22 protein-coding genes are annotated in these 21632 nt (G+C 30.0%); 15 read left to right on the forward strand and 7 right to left on the reverse strand.

Going from position 1 to position 21632, the window contains the following annotated elements:
* Positions 1–7: 7 nt before the first annotated feature.
* Together Q1A15_RS12520 and Q1A15_RS12525 are read left to right on the forward strand one after the other, a co-directional pair.
* On the forward strand, positions 8–703 hold the full coding sequence (locus Q1A15_RS12520) for a hypothetical protein (RefSeq protein WP_299624211.1): 696 nt from the start codon (positions 8–10) through the stop codon (positions 701–703).
* Positions 704–713: 10 nt separating this feature from the next.
* The gene (locus tag Q1A15_RS12525; protein WP_299624214.1) at positions 714–1523 is read left to right on the forward strand and encodes a DNA alkylation repair protein; all 810 of its coding nucleotides are present in this window, start codon (positions 714–716) and stop codon (positions 1521–1523) included.
* 2 nt (positions 1524–1525) lie between these two features.
* Here the strand turns inward: Q1A15_RS12525 and Q1A15_RS12530 are convergent, their stop codons facing one another.
* The 5 genes from Q1A15_RS12530 to Q1A15_RS12550 all read right to left on the reverse strand — a co-directional run bounded on the left by Q1A15_RS12530 (position 1526) and on the right by Q1A15_RS12550 (position 5464).
* Positions 1526–1888: a DUF1304 domain-containing protein gene (locus Q1A15_RS12530; protein ID WP_299624216.1), complete on the reverse strand. Its 363-nt coding sequence runs from the start codon at positions 1886–1888 to the stop codon at positions 1526–1528.
* A gap of 60 nt (positions 1889–1948) precedes the next feature.
* Positions 1949–2986: a M28 family metallopeptidase gene (locus Q1A15_RS12535; protein ID WP_299624218.1), complete on the reverse strand. Its 1038-nt coding sequence runs from the start codon at positions 2984–2986 to the stop codon at positions 1949–1951.
* A 67-nt stretch (positions 2987–3053) separates the two neighbouring features.
* Positions 3054–3851: an ABC transporter ATP-binding protein gene (locus Q1A15_RS12540; RefSeq protein ID WP_299624221.1), complete on the reverse strand. Its 798-nt coding sequence runs from the start codon at positions 3849–3851 to the stop codon at positions 3054–3056.
* A gap of 2 nt (positions 3852–3853) precedes the next feature.
* Positions 3854–4885 carry an iron ABC transporter permease gene (locus Q1A15_RS12545; protein WP_299624224.1) on the reverse strand — a complete coding sequence of 344 codons (1032 nt, stop codon included), beginning with the start codon at positions 4883–4885 and terminating at the stop codon, positions 3854–3856.
* A complete protein-coding gene (locus Q1A15_RS12550) occupies positions 4886–5464 on the reverse strand; it encodes a non-canonical purine NTP diphosphatase (protein ID WP_299624227.1) in 579 nt (192 codons plus the stop codon).
* Positions 5465–5640: 176 nt separating this feature from the next.
* Here Q1A15_RS12550 and Q1A15_RS12555 point away from each other — a divergent pair, with 176 nt between their 5' ends.
* Positions 5641–6171: a helix-turn-helix transcriptional regulator gene (locus Q1A15_RS12555; protein WP_299624231.1), complete on the forward strand. Its 531-nt coding sequence runs from the start codon at positions 5641–5643 to the stop codon at positions 6169–6171.
* Between the two features lie 24 nt (positions 6172–6195).
* Here the strand turns inward: Q1A15_RS12555 and rlmH are convergent, their stop codons facing one another.
* The gene (gene rlmH, locus Q1A15_RS12560) at positions 6196–6669 is read right to left on the reverse strand and encodes a 23S rRNA (pseudouridine(1915)-N(3))-methyltransferase RlmH (protein ID WP_299624234.1); all 474 of its coding nucleotides are present in this window, start codon (positions 6667–6669) and stop codon (positions 6196–6198) included.
* Positions 6670–6779: 110 nt separating this feature from the next.
* Between rlmH and Q1A15_RS12565 the strand changes: the two genes are divergently transcribed.
* From Q1A15_RS12565 to folE, 12 genes are all read left to right on the forward strand, one after another.
* Positions 6780–8174 carry a glycoside hydrolase family 71/99-like protein gene (locus Q1A15_RS12565; protein WP_299624237.1) on the forward strand — a complete coding sequence of 465 codons (1395 nt, stop codon included), beginning with the start codon at positions 6780–6782 and terminating at the stop codon, positions 8172–8174.
* A gap of 79 nt (positions 8175–8253) precedes the next feature.
* The gene (nadC, locus tag Q1A15_RS12570) at positions 8254–9114 is read left to right on the forward strand and encodes a carboxylating nicotinate-nucleotide diphosphorylase (protein ID WP_299624240.1); all 861 of its coding nucleotides are present in this window, start codon (positions 8254–8256) and stop codon (positions 9112–9114) included.
* Between the two features lie 3 nt (positions 9115–9117).
* Entirely contained in the window at positions 9118–9738 is a 621-nt protein-coding gene (locus tag Q1A15_RS12575) for a CatB-related O-acetyltransferase (RefSeq protein WP_299624243.1), read from the forward strand.
* A gap of 100 nt (positions 9739–9838) precedes the next feature.
* Entirely contained in the window at positions 9839–11860 is a 2022-nt protein-coding gene (locus tag Q1A15_RS12580; RefSeq protein WP_299625032.1) for a M3 family metallopeptidase, read from the forward strand.
* A 104-nt stretch (positions 11861–11964) separates the two neighbouring features.
* Positions 11965–13203, forward strand: coding sequence for a hypothetical protein (locus Q1A15_RS12585; protein ID WP_299624246.1), 1239 nt, complete (start codon positions 11965–11967; stop codon positions 13201–13203).
* A gap of 5 nt (positions 13204–13208) precedes the next feature.
* Entirely contained in the window at positions 13209–13631 is a 423-nt protein-coding gene (locus Q1A15_RS12590; RefSeq protein WP_299624249.1) for a hypothetical protein, read from the forward strand.
* 13 nt (positions 13632–13644) lie between these two features.
* Positions 13645–14058 carry a hypothetical protein gene (locus tag Q1A15_RS12595; protein ID WP_299624252.1) on the forward strand — a complete coding sequence of 138 codons (414 nt, stop codon included), beginning with the start codon at positions 13645–13647 and terminating at the stop codon, positions 14056–14058.
* A gap of 7 nt (positions 14059–14065) precedes the next feature.
* Positions 14066–14338 carry a hypothetical protein gene (locus Q1A15_RS12600; protein WP_299624255.1) on the forward strand — a complete coding sequence of 91 codons (273 nt, stop codon included), beginning with the start codon at positions 14066–14068 and terminating at the stop codon, positions 14336–14338.
* Positions 14339–14400: 62 nt separating this feature from the next.
* Positions 14401–14973 (forward strand): pentapeptide repeat-containing protein, encoded by a 573-nt coding sequence (locus tag Q1A15_RS12605; protein WP_299624258.1) that lies wholly within the window; start codon positions 14401–14403, stop codon positions 14971–14973.
* Positions 14974–15437: 464 nt separating this feature from the next.
* Entirely contained in the window at positions 15438–16367 is a 930-nt protein-coding gene (locus tag Q1A15_RS12610) for a YihY/virulence factor BrkB family protein (protein ID WP_299624262.1), read from the forward strand.
* Between the two features lie 69 nt (positions 16368–16436).
* Complete coding sequence (gene hisS / locus Q1A15_RS12615) at positions 16437–17804, forward strand: histidine--tRNA ligase (RefSeq protein ID WP_299624265.1); 1368 nt, start codon at positions 16437–16439, stop codon at positions 17802–17804.
* Positions 17805–17852: 48 nt separating this feature from the next.
* Positions 17853–18542, forward strand: a complete 690-nt coding sequence (gene folE / locus Q1A15_RS12620) for a GTP cyclohydrolase I FolE (protein ID WP_299624269.1) — start codon at positions 17853–17855, stop codon at positions 18540–18542.
* Positions 18543–18606: 64 nt separating this feature from the next.
* Here the strand turns inward: folE and Q1A15_RS12625 are convergent, their stop codons facing one another.
* On the reverse strand, positions 18607–21477 hold the full coding sequence (locus Q1A15_RS12625) for an FAD-dependent oxidoreductase (protein ID WP_299624273.1): 2871 nt from the start codon (positions 21475–21477) through the stop codon (positions 18607–18609).
* Positions 21478–21632 lie beyond the last annotated feature (155 nt).

Consider the following 21632-nt stretch of genomic DNA (forward strand, 5'->3'; position numbering starts at 1 on the left):
AAATCTAATGAGTTCAAGTGATTTTTGGCATTATGACGATGAGCGAACTATAGGTTGGTGGCATTTTAAATGGGATTCACAAGAAAGTAAAAAAGAACTTCTTAAGAACTTGAGAGAATTTGGTAGTTCTTATGTTGATATTGTTGAAAAGTATAAAATATTAGTTCCTTTTCACGAGATAGATATTAATGATGTTTTGAATCATTCAAAATTCAATCTTAATAGATTTTATTACAAAGAAAAGACTAAAGAATTAATCTATCCATCGGTTTTATTTAAGGGTAAAGGGAAAGAAATATGTAAAGAATTAGTTTCAAATATTGATGTGTCAAGTTCTGAACCAGTTTATATTTGGAATCGTTTTTTTCATGATGAAATTAATCTACCCTACATCTATATTCAAATATGTAATGATGTTTTTTTTGAGCATTTACAAAATGATAAAACATGGAGGTCAGATGATTTAAAACTCAAAAACAAAGGAATTGATAATTCCAATTTGGCATATTTAAATACGCCTAGATTAAATAGTTTTTTTAGAGATTTAAAAGAATTGTGTATAAATTATGGGGCTAAATTCTCTTTTGAAAGCTATGGTTTTGATGAATGGGTTTCTGAAGATGGAATTTTCATTGATAGAGAAATAGTTTATTATGAAGATATAGTTGATATCTTGGAAGATAAATACAAAATAGTAACTTAAGTATTTTAAAATGATTGAAATTCCTGAAGAAATTTTAAATAGAAAAGGAGCCAGAAGCACAAAGGATTTAAAACCTGAAGTAATAGAGTTTTTAAATAAAGGAGCTGTAGAAACTAAAAATTTAGTAGAGTGGTTGGCAGTGAGTCAATTAGAATTGCTTAAAGTTGTTTTAAAAGCTTTAGAAAAAGAAGAATGGTATATTGATTTTCAAAAAGCTGTAGAAGATCAAAAAAAGCCAACAGCCAATAGTAATACTAAAGTTATTGGTTACACTTTTGGAATTCTAACAAAGAATGAAGATGTGTTTACTTACTTAAGAACTCACAGTTCAGATGTAGTTAGGTGTTGGGCTTGTTGGGGAGAAAGTTTACACTACGATGCAATTCCAGATTTATTAAACGGAATGCAAAAATATGCCGCCGATAGTCATTTCGGAGTTAGAGAAGTTGTAATTTTCGCTACTAAAGAAAGAATGATAGATGATTTAGATACTTCAATTAATATGCTATCTGAATGGACTTCAAATACAGATGAAAATATTCGTCGCTATGCTGCTGAATCATTAAGACCTGTTGGAGTTTGGACTAAAAAAATAGCTGCTTTCCAAGAAAATCCAGAAAGAGGTTTATTGTTGTTGGAACTATTAAAATCTGATAGTTCAAAATATGTAAGAGATGCCGTAGCAAACTGGTTAAACGATGCGAGTAAATCTCATCCAGAATGGGTTTTAAATATTTGCAAACGTTGGGAAAAAGAATCTGATACTAAAGAAACAGCTTACATTATTAAACGTGGATTAAGAACGATCAATAAAAAATAGATTTATTGTATTAAAACTAGTGCTAAAGCTATAATTGCAGGTAAGCCTTGAACAAAGAATATCTTCTTGCTAGCAGAAAGTGCACCGTAAATTCCAGCTACAGCAACACAACCTAAAAAGAATATAGAAACATTAGCTTTCCATTCGATATTTTCAATAAAGAATGTCCAAATTAATCCAGCAGCCAAAAAACCGTTATATAAACCTTGGTTTGCTGCTAATGTTTTGGTCTTAGGAAATAGTTCTTTAGGAAAATGTCTGAAAACTTTCGGACCTCTGGTTTCCCAAGCAAACATTTCAAACCATAAGATATAGATGTGAAAAAAAGCTATAATTCCGATTAAAATGCTGATGATAATATTCATAAATAAAGTTTTTCTAAATATATAAAAATAAAAACTCGCCTTAAAAGCGAGTTTTTGATTTTATTTTTCAGCTTTATCAACTATAAGTCGAGCTTCTCTATTGGCTACTTCCCAAGCAGTATAAAAAACTAAACGAGTTCTTTTTTCTAACATCTCGTAGTTTATTTTATCAGGAGTATCTGTTGGTTTATGGTAATCTTCATGTACTCCGTTGAAATAAAAAATAATAGGAATATTATGCTTTGCAAAGTTGTAATGATCAGATCTGTAATAGAAAAAATTAGGATCAGTACGTCTGTTGTATCTGTAGTTTAAATCAAGTTGAGTGTACTTTGTATTCATTTCTTCAGAAATATTATGCAACTCAGTACTTAAACGATCAGAACCAATTAAATAAATGTAATTAGGATTATCTTTATGTCTAGGATCAACTCTTCCTACCATATCTATATTTAAATCTGTAACAGTATTCTCTAAAGGAAAAACAGGGTTCTCTGTATAGTATTTTGATCCGATTAAGCCTTTTTCTTCTGCTGTAACATGTAAAAATAAAACAGATCTTTTCGGACCTTGGCCAGCATCTGCTGCTTTTTTGAAAGCTTGGGCAATTTCAAGTACAGCAACAGTTCCAGAACCATCATCGTCGGCACCATTATAGATTTTTCCATCTTTAGCACCTACATGGTCTAAATGTGCAGAAATAACTACAATTTCATCTGGTTTTTCAGATCCTTTAATAAAAGCTAACACATTTTCTGAAGCTTTTAGTTCGCCTCCTCTATGGTTCTTAGTTAAATAAGAAGACGGAATTTCTTGGAAATAATCGTCTCCACCTAATGGAGAAGCAATACCTTCTTTAATGTAAAAATCTTTCAAATAATTTATAGCCTTCTTTTGTCCAGCTTCACCGGTATCTCTACCTTCAAACTCATCGGAAGCATAAATGTATAAATGCTTACTTAAGTCTTTAGCTGTAATAGTTTCAGCATAAAATGTTCGATCTTTATTTTTTTTGGAGTTGTTTGATGAAGTTGCTTGTTGTCCTGAACTACAAGCTAACATAACAAACGCGCATGCAGCGTATGTAAAATTCTTCATGATAAATAAAATGGTTTTATAAAAATAGGGAGTTCAAAAATAAGTTAAAACTTAGTTTACATCAAATTTACTTTTTGTTGATGACGAATTGTTGTAATTTCTTGTTAAAACTGATGCTGTCTTTAGGGAATAATTTAGAAAAAGCATCTTTAGCAATCAATGTTTCTGCGTTACCATGAAAAAGTTCGTCTTCAGTAAGTAATAAAAAATCATCAGCCAATTGAATAGCCAAATTAACTTCATGAGTAGAAATTATAATTGTTTTTTGAGTGGTTTTTACTAAGTTTTCTAAAAGAGAAAAAACTTTATAAGTGTGATGAATATCTAAATGTGCTGTTGGTTCGTCAAGAATTATAATTTCAGAATCTTGAGCCAAAGCTCTTGCAATCAAAACACGTTGTAGTTGTCCGTCACTTAATTGGTAAAAAGGTTTGTCTTTTAAATGACTAATATGAGTTAGTTCAAAAGCATTTTCTATTTTTTCTAAATCGCTAGGAGATAATCGATCTAACCAGTTAGTGTAGGGTTGTCTTCCTAATGCAACAATTTCAAAAACAGTTAACTGACTTTTAGGTAAACGTTCCGTAAGTACAATACTCAAGATTTTAGCAAGTTCATTTTGAGTATAGTTTTCAATATTTACATGATTGATAAAAACATCTCCTGTCAAAGGTTTTTGAACTTTGCTTAATATTCGCAGAAGAGAAGATTTTCCTGCTCCATTTTTTCCCAATAAAGCTATTAGTTTACCTTTTTCAAGATTGAAATTAATAGTTGATAAAATGGTGTTTGTTTTCTTTTTGGTTTTATAACCAACAGAAAGGTTTTCAACGTTTAGGATTATATTTTTATCTTCTGTAGTCAATCTTAAATGTAAATTTTCTTTTTTCTAATTAAGAGCCAAATAACAACAGGAGCTCCAAATAACGAAGTTATAGCATTAATTGGAAGTGTAAATTGATATTGTGGTAATTGTGCTATGGTATCACAAATTAATAGAATTATAGCTCCAGTAATGGCAACTGCAGGTACTAATATTTTATGGTTAGATGTTTTAAAAATCAATTTAGTAATATGAGGAACAGCTAAGCCTATAAAAGCAATTGGTCCGCAAAAAGCAGTAATAATTCCGGTTAATAAACTGGTAATTACTAAAATGATATTTCTACTTCTTTTGGTATTTATACCTAAACTTTTAGCATAATTTTCACCAAGTAAAAAACTATTTAGAGGTTTTATAGAGAAGAAAATTCCTATTGCTGAAAGACAATAAACTCCAGAAAAAATAGAGATTTCATTCCAAGTAAGGTTTCCTAAACTTCCAAATCCCCAAAAAACAAACTGTTTTACTTGTTCTGCTTCACTAAAGTAAGACAATACATTAATTATAGATGAAGTTAGCGCGCTAAACATTAGTCCGATAATTAATATCGACATGGTGTTTCTAACTTTATTGGCAGCAATAATAACGGCAGTTAATACTAAGAAAGCACCTAAACTAGCAGCTAATGGTAAGCCTAAATTTTGAATACTCAAACCTAATATACCACCAAATACACCAGATCCTAAAACAAATAAAGCGACACCTAAACTTGCACCAGAAGAAATTCCTAGAACAAATGGTCCAGCAAGCGGATTTCGAAATAAAGTTTGCATTAATAAACCGCTAACAGCAAGTCCAGAACCAACTAAAATAGCTGTAATCGTTTTAGGTAATCGATAATTAATTATGATTGTTTTCCAACTAGCTTTGGAAGGTGTGTTTCCAATGAGAGTTGATAAAATTTCTTTGAAAGGAATACTAACAGATCCCCAATTTATATTCAAAAAGCCAAATAATATTAAGCCAAGAATTAGAGCAATAAAATGAAAGTAATATGTGTTTTTTGTGAATGACAATTACTTTAATTTTTTAAGGAAGTCTACTAATTTTTGAATTGCCAAACCACGATGACTAATTGCATTTTTATCAGCAGAATTCATTTCAGCAAAAGATAAAGAATATCCTTCTGGTTGAAAAATAGGATCGTAACCAAAACCTTGTTCTCCTTTTTTTTCTGATAAAATATCTCCTTTACAAATGCCATCAAAAAGAAACTGTTTTCCGTCTAAATTTAAACAAATAGATGTTCTAAATTGTGCTTTTCTATTGTCTTTATTGTCAAGGTTTTGTAAAAGTTTGTTCATGTTGTTTTCTGCATTAGCAGGTTCACCAGCATATCTAGCAGAATAAACACCTGGTTCACCTTGTAAAGCTTCAACTTCCAGTCCAGTATCATCAGCAAAACAATTGTAATTATAATTATTAGTTATATGGTCTGCTTTAATTTTTGCATTACCTTCAAGTGTTGTTGCTGTTTCTTCTATTTCTTCAAAACAATTAATGTCTTTTAAAGATAATAGTTCAATAGATTGAGGAAGCATTTCTTGAACTTCTCTTAATTTATTTAAGTTATTGGTAGCAAAAACAAGTTTCATATCTAAAAAATTATCAAACAAATGTAGTATTTTTTATCATCTTTGTTAAGGTTTACAGACAAATTAAAAATAGAGCAATATATCTCTAATACCAGTAAATAAAGGAAAGTCGGGTAAAAGTCGGGTGTAATTCAATAGAAATGTTTCAATATTTTAAAAACCTAAAGTAAGATTGTATGGAAAATAAAAATGTATTTACAATGAAACAACCAGAACTAGGTAGAAAAATAGTAAACTTAAGAAAGCAGCAAGGGTTAACCCAAGAAGAGCTAGTTGCCCAATGTAATATAAATGTGAGAACGATTCAGCGTATAGAAGCAGGAGAAGTAACACCTAGAAGTTATACGTTGAAAAGTATTTTACATGTTTTAGATGCTGAATTTGATAATTTAGAAGAAAAAGAAAGTGTAAAAGAAGTTGACGCTAAAAAATTGATTAATAAAGGTTGGAAAATGGTGTATTTACCAACAATCTGTATCATTTTTTTATGTTGTTTTATACTTTTCTTTGCGTATGGCTTAAAAAGTGGACTTTTAGCTTGGTTGATAAGCAGTATTGCAGGTTGGTATTATTGGGATTTTTCAATAAAAGAATGGATTCGTATTGCAGATAAAGAAGGTGCAACGAAAAAAAGAATTATTGAGATTTCTAAATTGGGTTTATTATTTGTTAATGAAAAAACTATTGATAAAGCTTTAAAAGATTAATTAAAAAGAAAGGTTTATTTATGATTATTCGTGATGATAAGGTTCATTTTTTAAAATTGTAAATCCGCGATAAATCTGTTCAACAATAAACAAACGAATCATTTGATGCGAAAAAGTCATTTTAGATAACGAAAGTTTTCCGTTAGCCTTTTTATAAACAGCATCTGAAAAACCGTAAGGTCCACCAATAACCAATACCAATTGTTTAATTCCAGAATTCATTTTTTTCTGTAGGAAGTTTGCAAACTCGATGGAAGTATAATGTTTCCCTTTATCATCTAAAAGAATTAGTTGATCTGTATTTTGAAGTTTAGAGAGAATTAATTCACCTTCTTTTTCTTTTTGCTGTGCTTCAGAAAGATTTTTAGCATTTTTAATATCAGGAATAATTTCAAGTTCAAACTTTACATAATGTTTTAACCTGTTTTGATATAATGTAATTAACTGAATTAAATTTTTATCATCTGTTTTACCTACAGCAAGAAGTTTAATTTTCATAAATATGCATTAAAAGTGCAAAGCTAAATTAAAAAAACAGTTAAATTCCTCTTTCGTATTAAGAATCAAATAAATAATTTTACAACGTAAACGTTTGAATACCAATTATTATGAGATTCCCCCCGAAGAACAGTATAATAATCTTATTGTGTTGTGTTTTATTTTCATGCGCAAAAGATTATTCAGAAGAAAACATTGATAATACGTCAATAACAAAGCAAAAAGAAGAAAAATTCTACAAGACTTGGAGTTTAGAAAACGAAGATTTAGATCTTGAAAAAATAGTTAATGAAGAAGAAGGAATTGACTTAACTTTAACTCCAATCATAGGGGACAATTTACTACAAAGAAAAGCAAGTAAAACAGGAAAGAAGATTTACGTTCATTATATGCCATGGTTCCAATCAAAACCAGTAGATGGGTTTTGGGGACAACATTGGACAATGACAAATCAAAATCCAGATGTTGTAGATGCGAACGGAAAAAGACAAATAGCATCACATTATTATCCTAAAATTGGGCCTTATTCTACAAATGATAAAGATCTTCAGCAATACCATCTTTTATTAATGAAATTAAGCGGCGTTGATGGTGTAATTTTTGACTGGTACGGAATAAGAGATGTCCTTGATTTTGAATTGATAAAAGAAGGAATGGATAATATAATTCCTGAGTTAGAAAAAACAAAAATGAAGTTTGCTGTAATGTACGAAGATCGAGTGATAAGAGAGCAAGCTAGATTTTTATCAGACTTCCAGATAAATCAGGCTAAAGAAGATATTAAATACATAAAAAGGAAATATTTTAAGAAAAGAAATTACATTAAAATTAACGGTAAAAAGTTACTAATGGTTTTCGGACCAAATTACATAAATGAACCTTCTGATTGGGAAAAGATTTTAGAACCAGTAAAAAGACAAAGTAAGGTATTATCGCTTTGGAATGCTAGAGAAATTATCGGTAACGAAGTGTGTTCAGGAGAATTTGCTTGGATAGATAGAGATCATTTACAAACATTGCAAGGTTATTATAATTTTAATGCAAATTTTACAGATGAAGTTATTGGAGGAGTTGCATATCCTAGATTCCATGATTTTTATACTGAAGGAGGTTGGAGAAATATAACCGACGATAAGTGGGATTTGCCAGGAAGAGGAACAGATACTTTTTTAGAATCGTTTTACGAATCTGAAAATCAAAATACAGATTTTATTCAAATTGCTACTTGGAATGATTTCGGAGAAGGTACAATGATAGAGCCAACAGAAGAATTAGGTTTTAGTCATTTAGAAAAATTACAAGAAGCTACAAGTGTTCGATTTAAAAAAGAAGACTTAAGAATACCATACTACATTTATAAGTTAAAAAAACAATTTCCTAATGAACGTGCTGTTCAGTTTTTAAGTAACAGAGCATACAAATATGCAATAAGAGGAAAACTAAAAAGAGCAAAGTTCTTAATTGGATTATTGTTTTATTACTACGGAGACGACTTCATATCATAGTTACACTGAGTTAATAGTTCGAAACGGGTTTTATTTATAGTGGTAAAATATTATTTTTACCACTATAATAAAATTCAAAATGATATCTCAAGAACAATTTAATAAAGAACTAGATCTAATAATTTCAAATGCTATTCGCGAAGATATAGGAGAAGGAGATCATACTTCTCTTTCTTGTATTCCTGCAGATGCTACAGGAAAAGCTAAGTTATTAGTAAAAGACGAAGGAGTTATTGCAGGTGTTGAATTTGCAAAGCAAGTATTTGCTTATGTTGATAAAGATTTGCAAGTAGAAACACTAATTAATGATGGAGAAAAGGTTAAATATGGAGATATAGTGTTTTATGTCTCAGGAAAATCTCAATCGATACTACAAGCAGAGCGTTTGGTATTAAACGCAATGCAACGAATGAGTGCTATCGCTACAAAAACCGCTTATTTTATGGGATTGTTAGAAGGTACTAAAACTAAAGTTTTAGATACAAGAAAAACAACACCAGGTATTCGTGCTCTAGAAAAATGGGCTGTAAAAATTGGTGGAGGTGAAAATCACCGTTTTGCATTATACGATATGGTAATGATTAAAGATAATCACATCGATTTTGCTGGAGGAATAACACAAGCCATTACAAAAACAAAAGCATATTTAGCAGAGAAAAATTTAGATATTAAAATTATTGTTGAAGCTAGAGATTTAGATGAAATCAAAGAAATTTTATCTAATCAAGGTGTATATAGAATTTTAATAGACAACTTTAATTACGAAGATACTAGAAAAGCTGTAGAACTTATTGGAGAACAATGTTTAACTGAAAGTTCTGGAGGTATTAATGAAGATACTATTCGTAAGTATGCAGAATGTGGCGTAGATTTTATTTCTTCAGGAGCGTTAACTCATTCAGTTTATAATTTAGATTTAAGTTTAAAAGCAGTAGATTAATTTATGAACGGACCTGATAAACACACTAAATTTCCTTTAGCGAATTATGAAAAACTATGTTTTCTAAAAAACATAATTACAAATCCGAATATTATAGTTGGAGATTATACTTATTATGATGATTTTGAAAATGTAGAAAACTTCGAAAAAAACGTAAAATATCATTTCGATTTTACAGGAGATAAGTTAATTATCGGTAAGTTTTGTATGATAGCATCTGGAGTTAGTTTCATTATGAATGGAGCAAACCATCTTACTGATGCAATTTCTACGTATCCATTTGCCATTTTTGGAAATAGTTGGGAGAAAGCTATGGAAGGTAAATCCTATCCAAATAAAGGAGATATTGTTATAGGAAATGATGTTTGGATTGGTCATAATGCTACAATTATGGCTGGAGTAACCATTGGAGACGGAGTAATAATTGCAACAAATTCAACTATTGTTAAAGATGTTCCACCGTATACTATTGTTGGAGGAAACCCTGGAAAAGAAATCAAGAAACGTTTCGACGAAGAAACTATAAATAAATTATTAGCGTTAAAATGGTGGGATTGGCCAATAGAGAAGATCACTGAAAATCTTCAAAATTTAACAGATAATTTGATTGATAAACTTACATAATAACAAACCAAAAATGAAAAAACATATTATAGCAATTACAGTACTTGCTTTGGCATTTGGCTGTAATACTAAAGAACCTAAAAAAGATAATACCGAAGATATGAGTACTTCAGAAAATCCTTTATTAGTAAAAAGTAGTTTAGACTACGGTGCGCCAGACTTTACAAAAATAAAGAACGAGCATTTTATGCCTGCTATTTTAAAAGGAATGGAAATTCAAAATGAAGAAATAGCAAAAATTGTAGCAAATTCTGAAGCTCCTACATTTGAAAATACGATTCTAGCATTAGAAGAAAGTAGTAAAACTTTAGATAATGTAAACGCTGTTTTTTCTGCTTTAGCCGGTGCTCATACAAATGATACAATTCGTGCAAATCAAAAAGAATTAGCACCAAAATTTTCTAAACATAGCGACGAAATTTTATTAAATACTAAGTTGTTTGAGAGAATAAAAGTTGTTTACAATAATTTAGATAAGTTAGAATTAGATTCAGAGTCTAAGCATTTAGTTAAAGAATACTACAAGAACTTTGTTAAAGCTGGAGCGAATTTATCTGAAGCGCAAAAGCAAGAACTTAAGGATATTAATGCACAAATAGCTAGTTTGTCTAACGACTTCGGAAAACGAGTTTTAGATGCAATGAAAAAAGGAGGAGTAGTTGTAGATGGCAAAGAGAAGTTAAAAGGTCTTTCTGAAGATAAAATAAAATCTATAGAAAAAGAAGGTAAGTACGAGATTCAATTAATCAACACAACTCAGCAACCATCTTTACAAAGCTTAACAGATAGAGCAGTAAGAGAAGCGTTATTCAATAAGTCTATTCACAGAACTGATGGTGGCGAATACGATACTTCAGATTTGGTAAAGCAAATGGTTGAATTAAGGGCTAAAAAAGCTAAGATTCTTGGTTTTGATAATTATGCAAGTTGGAGTTTACAAGGAACCATGGCTGCTACGCCAGACAAAGTTTTTGATATGTTTAAAAACTTAATCCCAGGTTCTTTAGAAAAAGCAGCTTCAGAAATAAAAGAAATTCAAGCAGAGATTAAAAAAGATGGAGGAGATTTCAAGTTAACAGCTTACGATTGGAATCATTATGCAGAAAAAGTTAGAAAATCAAAGTATAGTTTAAATGAAGAAGAGATTAAGCAGTATTTTGAAATCAACAATGTACTAGAAAAAGGAGTATTCTTTGCAGCTAATAAATTATACGGAATTACATTTAAAAAACGTACATATATTCCTGTGTATCATCCAGATGTTGTTGTTTATGAATTGTTCGAAGAAGATGGAAGTAAACTAGGTTTATTCTATGGAGATTTCTTTGCCAGAGATTCTAAAAGAGGTGGAGCTTGGATGAGTGCTTTTGTAAAACAATCTAAGTTACGTAAGCAAAAGCCAGTAATTTATAATGTTTGTAATTCTCCAAAGCCAGCAGACGGTGAACCAGCATTAATTAGTTTTGATGAAGTAGAAACAATGTTCCATGAATTTGGTCATGCTTTACATGGTTTATTCGGAGATCAAATTTATGCTTCAATTTCTGGAACAAGTACAGCAAGAGATTTTGTTGAATTTCCATCGCAGTTTAACGAAAATTGGGCAACACATCCAGAAGTATTAAATAACTATGCATTGCATTATAAAACTGGTGAAGTAATTCCAGATAGTTTATTGCAAAAAATTAAAGAAGCAGGTACTTTTAATCAAGGATATTCTATCATTGAAAATTTATGTTCATCTAGTTTAGATATGAAATGGCATACGATTGGAACAGATGTAAATATAGAAGATGTAGCTAAATTTGAGAAAGAAGCTTTAGAAAGCATGAAATTAAATTTAGATGAAATTCCTCCGAGATATCGTTCAACATATTTCTCTCATGTTTTTAGCGGAGGTTATGCTGCAGGGTATTATTCGTATTTATGGACAGAAATGTTAAGTCACGATGCTTACGATTGGTTTAAGAATAACGGATTATTAACTCGTGAAAACGGAGATAAATTCCGTAAAGAAGTTTTATCAAGAGGAAGCACAATGGATTATGCAGAAATGTATAAAACATTTGCTGGTCGTGACCCAAAAGCTGAACCAATGTTAAAAGCTAGAGGTTTAAAATAGATTATTAGTATACAGATATACATTTAAAACGGTCAGAATTAAATTTTCTGACCGTTTTTTGGTTATTAAACTATACTTTTAAGATCTAATTAAAAATCAAAAAAATGCGCTACATTTCTATACTATGTTTACTATTCCTTGTGTTTTCAAGTTGTAAGCAAAAATCATTGCAAGAAGATATAGAACATATCAAAAAGTTAGAAAAAGAAATTTCATCAAAAGAAGTTATGATAAAAGATTTGCAGAGTAATAAAGATGAAAGTGTAAAAAGCTTAGAAGTAAAATTGAAGAATCTAAAGAAAAGTAAAGATTCTATCCATCGATTACATAAAGTTTATACAGGAATAGATGTAATGGCAAATTCAAATGTTAATACAAATTATTCTAAAAAATTAGCTTATAAAACTTTACCTCCAGATAAATATTGGACAAGGGGAACTTACTATGTTTCAGAAAATAAAAACGAATATTTTTATAATGTAAGAACATCAATAATTAACGATCAAGCTAGGTTTTATTTTATAGGAGTAAAACAGCCTTTTGATGAAAAAAATCCTGTAGGAACTATTTATGAATTAGATGAAGACAAAAGTTTACATGTAATTGATACGATAAACTTATTACCTAAAATGAAAGGAGAAAAAGGATGGGAACTGCATTCAAATAAAGAAACACATTTGCAAGAATTTATGTTGTTTCAGTTAGACAACTTAATCGTAAAAGATGGAAGATTATACTATTACAAGATAAAAGAAGTAGAAAGAAGTTATTTATTTAGTAATGCTACTAAAGAATATTATGAATATATAATTGGAACAAAAACAAGTCCAAAAAGGATAGATAATATCGTACTTTCTAATGTAATTGTAAATACAACTACAGATTCAAAAATATTAAATCCTACAAAAACAAAACTGGCTGTGAACTCAGGAGAGTTGTTAGATTTTTATGAAATCCCAAATGTCAACACATTATACGATAGCTTATACTTAAATGACAAATACTACACTTATATCGAAAGCTTACCTAAAATAGATTTTAAGTTATCTGATTTTATAAAATTAGAATCTGATCAATTATACACAGATACCGATTCAAATGAAACACTTTTGTTTGGCGGAGTTTGCTGGCATTCTAGAAAGAATATTTTGTATTTTGATAATAGCGGTATGTTATTCAGATGTATATGGGAAATTGATTTTGATAAAAACAAAGTCACTAAAATAGTACCAGAACACGAAGCTATTCATCCTTATTTTTTTGAAATAAGAGCTAAAGCTTATATTGCTTATGTAGAGAAAAATAAGATTATGTTATGTGAACCAAAAAGTAACTTTAATTAATGTGGATGAGAGCGAGATTTTGTGTTTTACTGATATTGCTTACAATTACAACTCAAGGTCAAAAAATAGAAGAGGTCTTTTTAAATAAGCCATTTACAGCAAATGTAAACTCTGTTTGTGAAGAAATTCCAGATGATAATCCTTGCGCAGGAGAAGAAATCTATGTGGTTGCTATGTTTACAAAAGATAAAGTACAGCTTGCAGAAAAAGGAGTTTCGTCTTGTGGAGAAGAAACCTATGTGCTGAATTTTACATACAATTGGAATATTAAACAAGATGAAATTGTAATTTTAACGAATCCGAAAGAAGTTAAAAATACACATCTCAAAAAGATTAAATTTTCTATTCAAGATAAAAAATTAATAGGATACATAACTTATCCTAACGGAAAAGTTATTGCATATCATTTTAAAGAAGAGAAAAAGTAAAATATTTAAAGCTATGAAAAAGATAATTTTATTACTTCTACTAGTAGTTATTTCCTGTACAGGTAAGGAAAAGCAAAAACTAGTAATTGAAAAAGAAAGTAAAATAGCGTATTCGGTTTTTGTAAAAGATATAATAACCAAACGAGATGTTTTATCAGAAAAATATACTAAGTCAGTAAATTCAGAAGAAAAAAAGGAAGTAATTAAAGAAGCAAGATTGTTTCTAGTGAATACTATAGCAACTGAAATTTTTCCTTATTGGTACGGAACAAAATGGAGTTTTAGTGGTATGACAAGAACTCCTCAAAAAGGTAGAATAGCTTGTGGTTACTTTATAACAAATGTACTAACAGACGTTGGTTTTAATATTCCTAGGATAAAATGGGCACAATCTGCTTATCAAAATTTTATCAAAAAAAGAAATTAAAAGATTTATGAATAAACCAATAACTGATGTTGAAGAATATCTTATAAATTCGGGAAATGGTTTATACTTAGTTGGACTCGATTCGCATACAGGATTTATATATGTTGATCAAGATAAGGTTAGATTTATTCATGCAGATTATTATGAACCTGAAAAAGGAGTTGTATCAGAAAAGTTAAATTCATACAGCCCAATAGCACATTCAAAATACAGAGTTATTGGTAAATTAATGTCGGATCAGATGATTATTTCTTGGCTAAAGAATGAAAGAATTTATTAATTATGAATTTAGTACTAAATTTTAGCCAGTTTTAGAGGTTTTAACTTAAATGAAGTTATAAAATGAATGATTACTACGATAATGAAGAATTTGTAAAAACGAACTTTACCAATGAAAAAATAAGTAGATCAGATTTTGATTCTTGTACATTCAAGAATTGTGATTTTACTGATATGCATATTGTTGGTTCAGAATTCTTAGAATGTGAGTTTATCGATTGTAATTTTAGTAATACACGATTAAGAGAAACAAGTTTTAAAACTTGTCATTTCTATGCAACAAAATTATTGGGAGTGAAATTCTATGAGATAGATCCATTTTTATTACAAATGAATTTTACCGATTGTCAGTTAGATTATTCTTCTTTTTATCAGTTAAAAATGCAGAATTTTCAGTTTGTAAATTGTAGTGTAAAAGAAGTTGATTTTACAGATGCTGATCTACAATTTAGTTATTTTGATGATTGTGATTTACTTGGGTCAATTTTCGAAGCTTCAGATTTAAGAAATGTAAATTTTAAAACTGCGCGTAACTTTTCTATCGATTTAGAGTCTAATAAAGTAGAAAAAGCAATTTTTTCAAAAGATAATGTTGCTAATTTGCTAGAAAAGTATAAAATCAAAATTGTTACATAAATTGGATATAAACTCCATCATTTCAACTTTCTTTATTTCTATCATGATCTTGTTTTTTATAACAGGTGTAATGTATACGATCAATCAAAAAAAGAAAACAATGCATTTACTTTCTGAAGAGCCATTAATAAAATCATTTGCTAATGTTGAAATAAAAAATATAGAATCCATAAATAGAAGTTTTTGGATTGGTAATGTGAAGTTATTTAAAAATTATATTCTAATACAGAGTAAATTTAATTAGGATGTAATCCAATTAAATCCGAATTTTAAAAATGATATAAAGTTTAAAATTCTATATCAATCTTCATCAATAGAAAGCAAAACAATTAAAATTATTGGAACTAAAAACAGACTATTTGAAAAGAGTTCTATTCAGTTAAAAATTAAATTTGATAGTGAATCAGATTCAAAAATGGTCTATTCATTTTTAAATCAGGGATAAAAATCAGATTTTTGCATTAATGTCAAAAAGAATAGAAGAAAATCTAGAGAAAATTCCAGTTGTAAATTGGCTAGTTAAAATAGGAAAGGAAGTTAAAATTCCTGGTCTAGAAGGATTATCTTTGTACGATGTTATAGAAATGTACATTATTGGAATTGTAAAAGGAGCGTTAACTACACGTGCTGGCGGAATTGCTTTTAGTTTCTTTATGGCAATTTTTCCTTTTCTGTTATTCATTTTAACCTTAATTCCTTACATACCGGTAGATGGTTTTCAAGAAGGATTATTCGATTTAATTCGAGAAGGTCTTCCTCCAAAAACTTTCGATGCTGTAGATGGAGTAATTAAAGATATTTTAAATAATCAGTACGGTGGTTTACTTTCATTTGGTTTTCTAACTTCTATATTCTTAATGACCAATGGCGTAAATGCAATCTTTGGTGGATTCGAATATTCGTATCATGTTCAGGAGTTTAGAAATGTTTTTAAAACATATTTAGTTTCTTTAGGTGTGTCACTATTAATGTCTTTCTTCTTAATTATTGTAGTCTGTTTGGTGGTTTTGTATCAAATAGCATTATCAAGAATAGATGAAATTGGTTGGTTTGATACTGGTGAATTAAATTTATTTTATCTAGGAAGAGGTTTCTTATTTTTAGTTATGATTTATACAATTGTGTATTTATTATTCAGATATGGAACAAAACAAGGAAGTACAATAAAATTCTTTTCAGCAGGAGCTTTCTTAACAACAGTAGTTTCTTTGTTTACATTTTATCTCTTCGGAATTTACGTTTTAGAATTTGCAAAATACAATCAGCTTTATGGTTCTATCGGAACATTATTAATCTTAATGTTATTTGTTTGGTTAAACGCCATAGTGTTGCTTTTAGGCTTCGAATTAAACGCTTCTATCTATCAATTAAAACGTAGAAATAAAACTTCATAATCCGCCGATAAATTCGGATATTTGCAGGCTTAAAACGAAGTAATTAAAGAATTAAATAGCATATTCTATATGAAACCAGGAATTCCAAAAGGAACAAGAGACTTTTCATCAACAGAAGTAGCCAGAAGAAATTTTATTTTTAACACAATAAGATATGCTTTTGAGTTGCATGGTTTTCAGCCAATTGAAACACCAAGTTTTGAAAATTCTTCAACCCTAATGGGAAAATATGGAGAAGAAGGTGATCGTTTAATTTTTAAAATTTTAAACTCTGGAGATTATTTAAATAAGGTTGATGACGAACTGTTAACATCAAAAAACAGTACAAAAGTTACGACTAAAATCTCTGAAAAAGCTTTACGTTACGATTTAACGGTACCATTTGCGCGTTATGTTGTGCAACACCAAAATGAAATTACATTTCCATTTAAACGATATCAAATTCAACCAGTTTGGAGAGCAGATCGTCCTCAAAAAGGAAGATTTAGAGAGTTTTATCAGTGCGATGCAGATGTAGTTGGTAGCGATTCTTTATGGCAAGAAGTAGAGTTTGTTCAATTATACGATGCAGTTTTTAGTAAGTTAAATGTAAAAGGAACGACTATCAAGATCAATAATCGAAAAATACTTTCAGGTATTGCAGAAGTTATTGGTGCTAAAGATAAGTTGATAGACTTTACAGTTGCTTTAGATAAACTTGATAAAATTGGTAAAGATGGAGTTGTAAAAGAGATGCTTTCTAAAGATATTTCTGAAGAAGCTATTGAAAAAGTACAACCGTTATTTGATTTTACAGGAAGTAATGCAGACAAATTGGCATCATTAAAGTCAATGCTGTCAGGTTCCGAAGAAGGATTAAAAGGAGTTGAAGAGTTAACTTTTGTAATTAATAACATTGCAGAGTTAGGCTTACAAACGGCTACTTTAGAGTTGGATGTTACTTTAGCAAGAGGTTTAAATTATTACACCGGAGCAATTTTCGAAGTTGCGGCTCCTAAAGAAGTGAAAATTGGTTCTATTGGAGGAGGTGGAAGATACGATGATTTAACCGGGATATTTGGCTTGAAAGACGTTAGTGGAGTAGGGATTTCCTTTGGTTTAGATCGTATTTATTTGGTAATGGAAGAGCTTGGACTTTTTGAAACAGTAGCTTTACCAAAACCTAAAGTTTTATTTTTAAATTTCGATGAGAGTGAAAGTTTAGCTAAAATGAAGGCGATTAATGAATTAAGAGCTAACGGAATTAAAACAGAATTATATCCAGATGTGGCTTCTAGTAACAATCAGCAGAAGAAACAATGGAAGTATGTAGATAAAAGAGGCATAGAGTTTGTAGTAACCTCTATAGAAAAAGATGGTAAGTTTAAGTTCAAAAACACTCAATCACGAGAAGAAAATGATCTTACTATCAAGGAAATAATAAAAAAAACACAATAAAAAGAACTTTTTGTTTTATCTTTACATAAAAACATTAAACAAAAAGTTATGTTCGAGATCCACAATAATATGACAGACGAAAGAATAGACGAAATAGGAGAAAACCACGTAGGTACATCTGCTACAACACCACTACGTGCTGATGCTTTTGATATTTCGGACGAAGAGAAGATAAAAAGAATCCAAGAAAGTGTAAAAGATATATTAGAAACTCTTGGAATGGATTTAACAGATGATAGCTTATATGGTACGCCTAAGCGTGTAGCAAAAGCTTTTGTTAATGAGTTGTTTATGGGTTTAAATCCTAAGAATAAACCTAAAGCATCTACTTTTGATAATAACTATAAGTATGGTGAAATGTTAGTGGAAAAAAACATCGTTGTTTATTCTACTTGTGAACATCATTTATTACCTATAGTTGGGCGTGCTCACGTAGCTTATATTTCTAACGGAAAAGTAATCGGATTATCTAAAATGAACAGATTAGTCGAGTATTTTTCTAAAAGACCACAAGTACAAGAACGTTTAACAATGCAGATTGTACAAGCAATGCAAGAAGCATTAGGAACAGACGATGTTGCTTGTGTTATCGATGCGAAACACTTATGTGTAAACTCTCGTGGAATTAAAGACATTGAAAGTTCTACAGTAACAGCAGAGTTTGGTGGTAAGTTTAAAGATAAAGATACTAAAAGAGAGTTTTTAGACTATATAAAGCTAAATACAAGTTTCGACTAAACAAACCGGTCGAAAGTATACTATAAATAATAGAAAAGTGCGGTGTAAACCGCACTTTTTGTTTTTACCAGCCTAGGTAATAATTTTCGTCTAACCATTTTGGACATTCTAAACCATATTGTTCTCGCATAATGTGTTCTGTCACGCAGAATGCTCCTTCAACCCATCCTTGTTGATCAGAATAAGCTTCACCAACAATAAAAATGCGTTCTTTTTCGTAAGGTTTTCTAATGTAAGGCATTACTTCCCAAACTTTATAATCATTTTTCCAAGCATGATAACCGCCTCCATACGGATCTTTGGTCCAATCTTTATAAGCAGATGTGTAAGGAGCCGGAACTTCTACATTTGGTCCATGAAGTTCTCTTACTTGACTCACTACTTCTTCTACCATAGTTTTACTAGCGTGCTCGTAGTTCGGATAAATTGTGTTTTTGGCTCTTACTAATTTAGTTTCTCGTGTTTGAAATTTTTCCCCTTTTTCTAAAGCTTGCCAAAAGCTAACTGTTCTCATATCGTTGTAACTTGCTAAAAATAAAGAATGAGAATTTTTTGAATCTACTCCAAAATAATAACATTGTCGCATTGGTAAATCTGTAATAGATTCTCCAGCCATGGCACCTAATCCTTTTTTCCACCAAGGCTCTTCAAAACCAAGTAGAATTTTTACAGAAGGTTCCGGAATTACAGAGTTTAAATTGTTGTGTAATTTGTGCTGTTTTTCTGGATTAAAAAAGAAATTATCTTGATCTAAAAGCTCTAGAGAACGTTTAGGCATTCCTAGAATTATATCTTTAGCTTCTACTTCCCAATATTCTTCTTTGTCTAAATTGTAAAAAGTTAGAATGTACTTGTATTTACTAGATTTTTTCGGATTCTTTTTAAATGTTTTTAGTTTGTTGCGTGTGTAAATTTTTCCGCCTTGTTGAATGAAATCATCACCTAAACATGTCAAAACTTGATCGTAACCACCTTCAATAGTTTTATATTTTACAGCGTCACTTGCAAAATCTCCTACCATATATGGAAAAGCTTCTGCTGCATTCCAATTTATAGTGTTAGAATAATAACCTCCTGCTTGAGCTAAAAATTCATAACATTCTTGAGAAGACTGATCTTTTAATAAATTCCAAAATCCTATTTCATATACTTTTAAACCTTTATAAGGACCATCGAATTGATATGTAAGTTCTTTTTTAACTCTATTCCACTCTTCTCTAGGATTAGGATTCTCTTGAATTTGTTTTAGAGAATAACCATCCGCTTGTAACACGTCACTTATAATTTCCGTAAAAATATCATCAGAACTTTTGCCTTCAAATCGTTCTTCGACAAAATATCTAGTTTTAAAATGTTCTCCAGTTATTTTAGTTTGTGAAAAACGATTGGCAAAAAATCGTTGTTTTCTGAGATAATACAAATGGTGATTCGCATCTCCCATAGGAAAATCGATAGGATTTAAACCATATTGGGTAGAGAAAACATCTTCAATTAATGCAGTTACAATTTTCTGTTCTGTCATATAACGCATTCCTCCAAGTTCACCCACAACATTCATACCTGGAAGTTTTATCGATTCTAATCGTCCACCAATACGATCACTCATGTCAAAAATTCCAACATCTAAACCTAATTTTTTCCCATTTTTATCTTTTCCGTTTAATAATCGATAGCCAGAGTATAAGCCAGAAGCACCAGCACCAACAATAGCAACATCTAGTTTTAAACGTTCTACTTCTTCAGTAATAAATCGATTGCTTACTTCGCCTCTAACAACTGGCCACTGAATTTTAAAAGGAGAAATATCGAAATTTGTTTTCCCTTTAATTGCGATGTCGGCAAGTATTTTTCCTAATAAAGGAATAAATTTAGCGGCCCAACCTCCAGTATACACAATTATATTTTTATGGTTGTGAACCCAGTTAGGCAAAGTGTCTAGCATTAATTCTTTATTGTTATTGTTTAATGTTATTAAACAAGTAGAGGTAAATTCAGGCTTATCATCTAATCCTACCATATGGTTTTTTACCCAATCAGAATTTAGTTCTAAACTTTTTTCACTAGGAATTCCAGTTCTTTCTGCTGGATTTTTGATAATACGATCTGGAATATCTGGAGCTACTCTTATGTATCCAGGATTAGCCCAATTTTCTTCTGGGAAGCCATAAAATAAACTTGTGTTTTGAGGTTTTTGAAATACAAACCATGTAGGAAGTTTAATATCTTCATTTTTTTTGTAGTAAGCAGAAGACATTTCCCAAATATCAACATTTACAGATAAACCAAAATGTTTTAAAACATCGTTGATGTACGCTCCAGGGGTTATAACTAATTTTTCTGTAGTATATGTATGTTCTTGGGTAGTTACGTTAATAATTCCAGTATTTAGAGATTCTATATTAGTAACAGAAGTAAATTCGAGTAAATCAATATTTTTTGCTTTTTCAGCAATAGTAAATAACGCTTTTAAAGTGGCTTTTAAATCTATAATTCCACCTTCTTCTTGAAAGAATCCAAAATAATCTTTTGGTAGTTTTTTAAATGGAAATTTTTTCTCTATTTCTTTTGCTTTTAATTTTGTGTATGGAATATTTAATTCATCCATAACATCCATTGCTGCCTGAATTCCTCCTTCTTGTGAGCTTATGCTTGGATCACCAAACCATAAAGAACCAACTTTATCGATTAAAGTGTCTTTTGTAGTTTTTTGAAGTTTATCCCAGTAGGGTATAGCGTCTAATGCTAATTGAGCCATATATTTTTGAGCGTATTGAACTCTAAATTGTCTTGATAAGCCGGCAGAACTTCCTTTGTCATTAAAAAAAGCAAACTTTTCTAATACTAGTACATTTTTTTTAGAGTTGGCTAATTCTGCAGCTGTGGCTAATCCCATAGCGCCACCACCAACAATAATAATATCGTATTGAGTTTTCATTTTTGAAATTTTAATAAGTTGTATTAATTGATATACTTAAAAGTAGGTGTTTTTTTAAGTGAAGTTTTTTTTGGAGTTTTAGCCGTATGATATTCGATTATAAGCGTATTCTTAATGCGTAGATTAAGAAAATAAAATGACTATAATTAGGTAGT

It is taken from the genome of uncultured Tenacibaculum sp., from assembly GCF_947495995.1.
GTDB lineage: Bacteria > Bacteroidota > Bacteroidia > Flavobacteriales > Flavobacteriaceae > Polaribacter.

What these genes read in the sequence shown, in the direction of transcription:
- Q1A15_RS12520 (WP_299624211.1), top strand. Translation starts at nt 8, where the DNA reads ATGAGTTCAAGTGATTTTTGGCATTATGACGATGAGCGAACTATAGGT.
- Q1A15_RS12525 (WP_299624214.1), top strand. Translation starts at nt 714, where the DNA reads ATGATTGAAATTCCTGAAGAAATTTTAAATAGAAAAGGAGCCAGAAGC.
- Q1A15_RS12530 (WP_299624216.1), bottom strand. Translation starts at nt 1,888, where the DNA reads ATGAATATTATCATCAGCATTTTAATCGGAATTATAGCTTTTTTTCAC.
- Q1A15_RS12535 (WP_299624218.1), bottom strand. Translation starts at nt 2,986, where the DNA reads ATGAAGAATTTTACATACGCTGCATGCGCGTTTGTTATGTTAGCTTGT.
- Q1A15_RS12550 (WP_299624227.1), bottom strand. Translation starts at nt 5,464, where the DNA reads ATGAAACTTGTTTTTGCTACCAATAACTTAAATAAATTAAGAGAAGTT.
- Q1A15_RS12555 (WP_299624231.1), top strand. Translation starts at nt 5,641, where the DNA reads ATGGAAAATAAAAATGTATTTACAATGAAACAACCAGAACTAGGTAGA.
- rlmH (WP_299624234.1), bottom strand. Translation starts at nt 6,669, where the DNA reads ATGAAAATTAAACTTCTTGCTGTAGGTAAAACAGATGATAAAAATTTA.
- Q1A15_RS12565 (WP_299624237.1), top strand. Translation starts at nt 6,780, where the DNA reads ATGAGATTCCCCCCGAAGAACAGTATAATAATCTTATTGTGTTGTGTT.
- nadC (WP_299624240.1), top strand. Translation starts at nt 8,254, where the DNA reads ATGATATCTCAAGAACAATTTAATAAAGAACTAGATCTAATAATTTCA.
- Q1A15_RS12575 (WP_299624243.1), top strand. Translation starts at nt 9,118, where the DNA reads ATGAACGGACCTGATAAACACACTAAATTTCCTTTAGCGAATTATGAA.
- Q1A15_RS12580 (WP_299625032.1), top strand. Translation starts at nt 9,839, where the DNA reads ATGAGTACTTCAGAAAATCCTTTATTAGTAAAAAGTAGTTTAGACTAC.
- Q1A15_RS12585 (WP_299624246.1), top strand. Translation starts at nt 11,965, where the DNA reads ATGCGCTACATTTCTATACTATGTTTACTATTCCTTGTGTTTTCAAGT.
- Q1A15_RS12590 (WP_299624249.1), top strand. Translation starts at nt 13,209, where the DNA reads ATGAGAGCGAGATTTTGTGTTTTACTGATATTGCTTACAATTACAACT.
- Q1A15_RS12595 (WP_299624252.1), top strand. Translation starts at nt 13,645, where the DNA reads ATGAAAAAGATAATTTTATTACTTCTACTAGTAGTTATTTCCTGTACA.
- Q1A15_RS12600 (WP_299624255.1), top strand. Translation starts at nt 14,066, where the DNA reads ATGAATAAACCAATAACTGATGTTGAAGAATATCTTATAAATTCGGGA.
- Q1A15_RS12605 (WP_299624258.1), top strand. Translation starts at nt 14,401, where the DNA reads ATGAATGATTACTACGATAATGAAGAATTTGTAAAAACGAACTTTACC.
- Q1A15_RS12610 (WP_299624262.1), top strand. Translation starts at nt 15,438, where the DNA reads ATGTCAAAAAGAATAGAAGAAAATCTAGAGAAAATTCCAGTTGTAAAT.
- hisS (WP_299624265.1), top strand. Translation starts at nt 16,437, where the DNA reads ATGAAACCAGGAATTCCAAAAGGAACAAGAGACTTTTCATCAACAGAA.
- folE (WP_299624269.1), top strand. Translation starts at nt 17,853, where the DNA reads ATGTTCGAGATCCACAATAATATGACAGACGAAAGAATAGACGAAATA.
- Q1A15_RS12625 (WP_299624273.1), bottom strand. Translation starts at nt 21,477, where the DNA reads ATGAAAACTCAATACGATATTATTATTGTTGGTGGTGGCGCTATGGGA.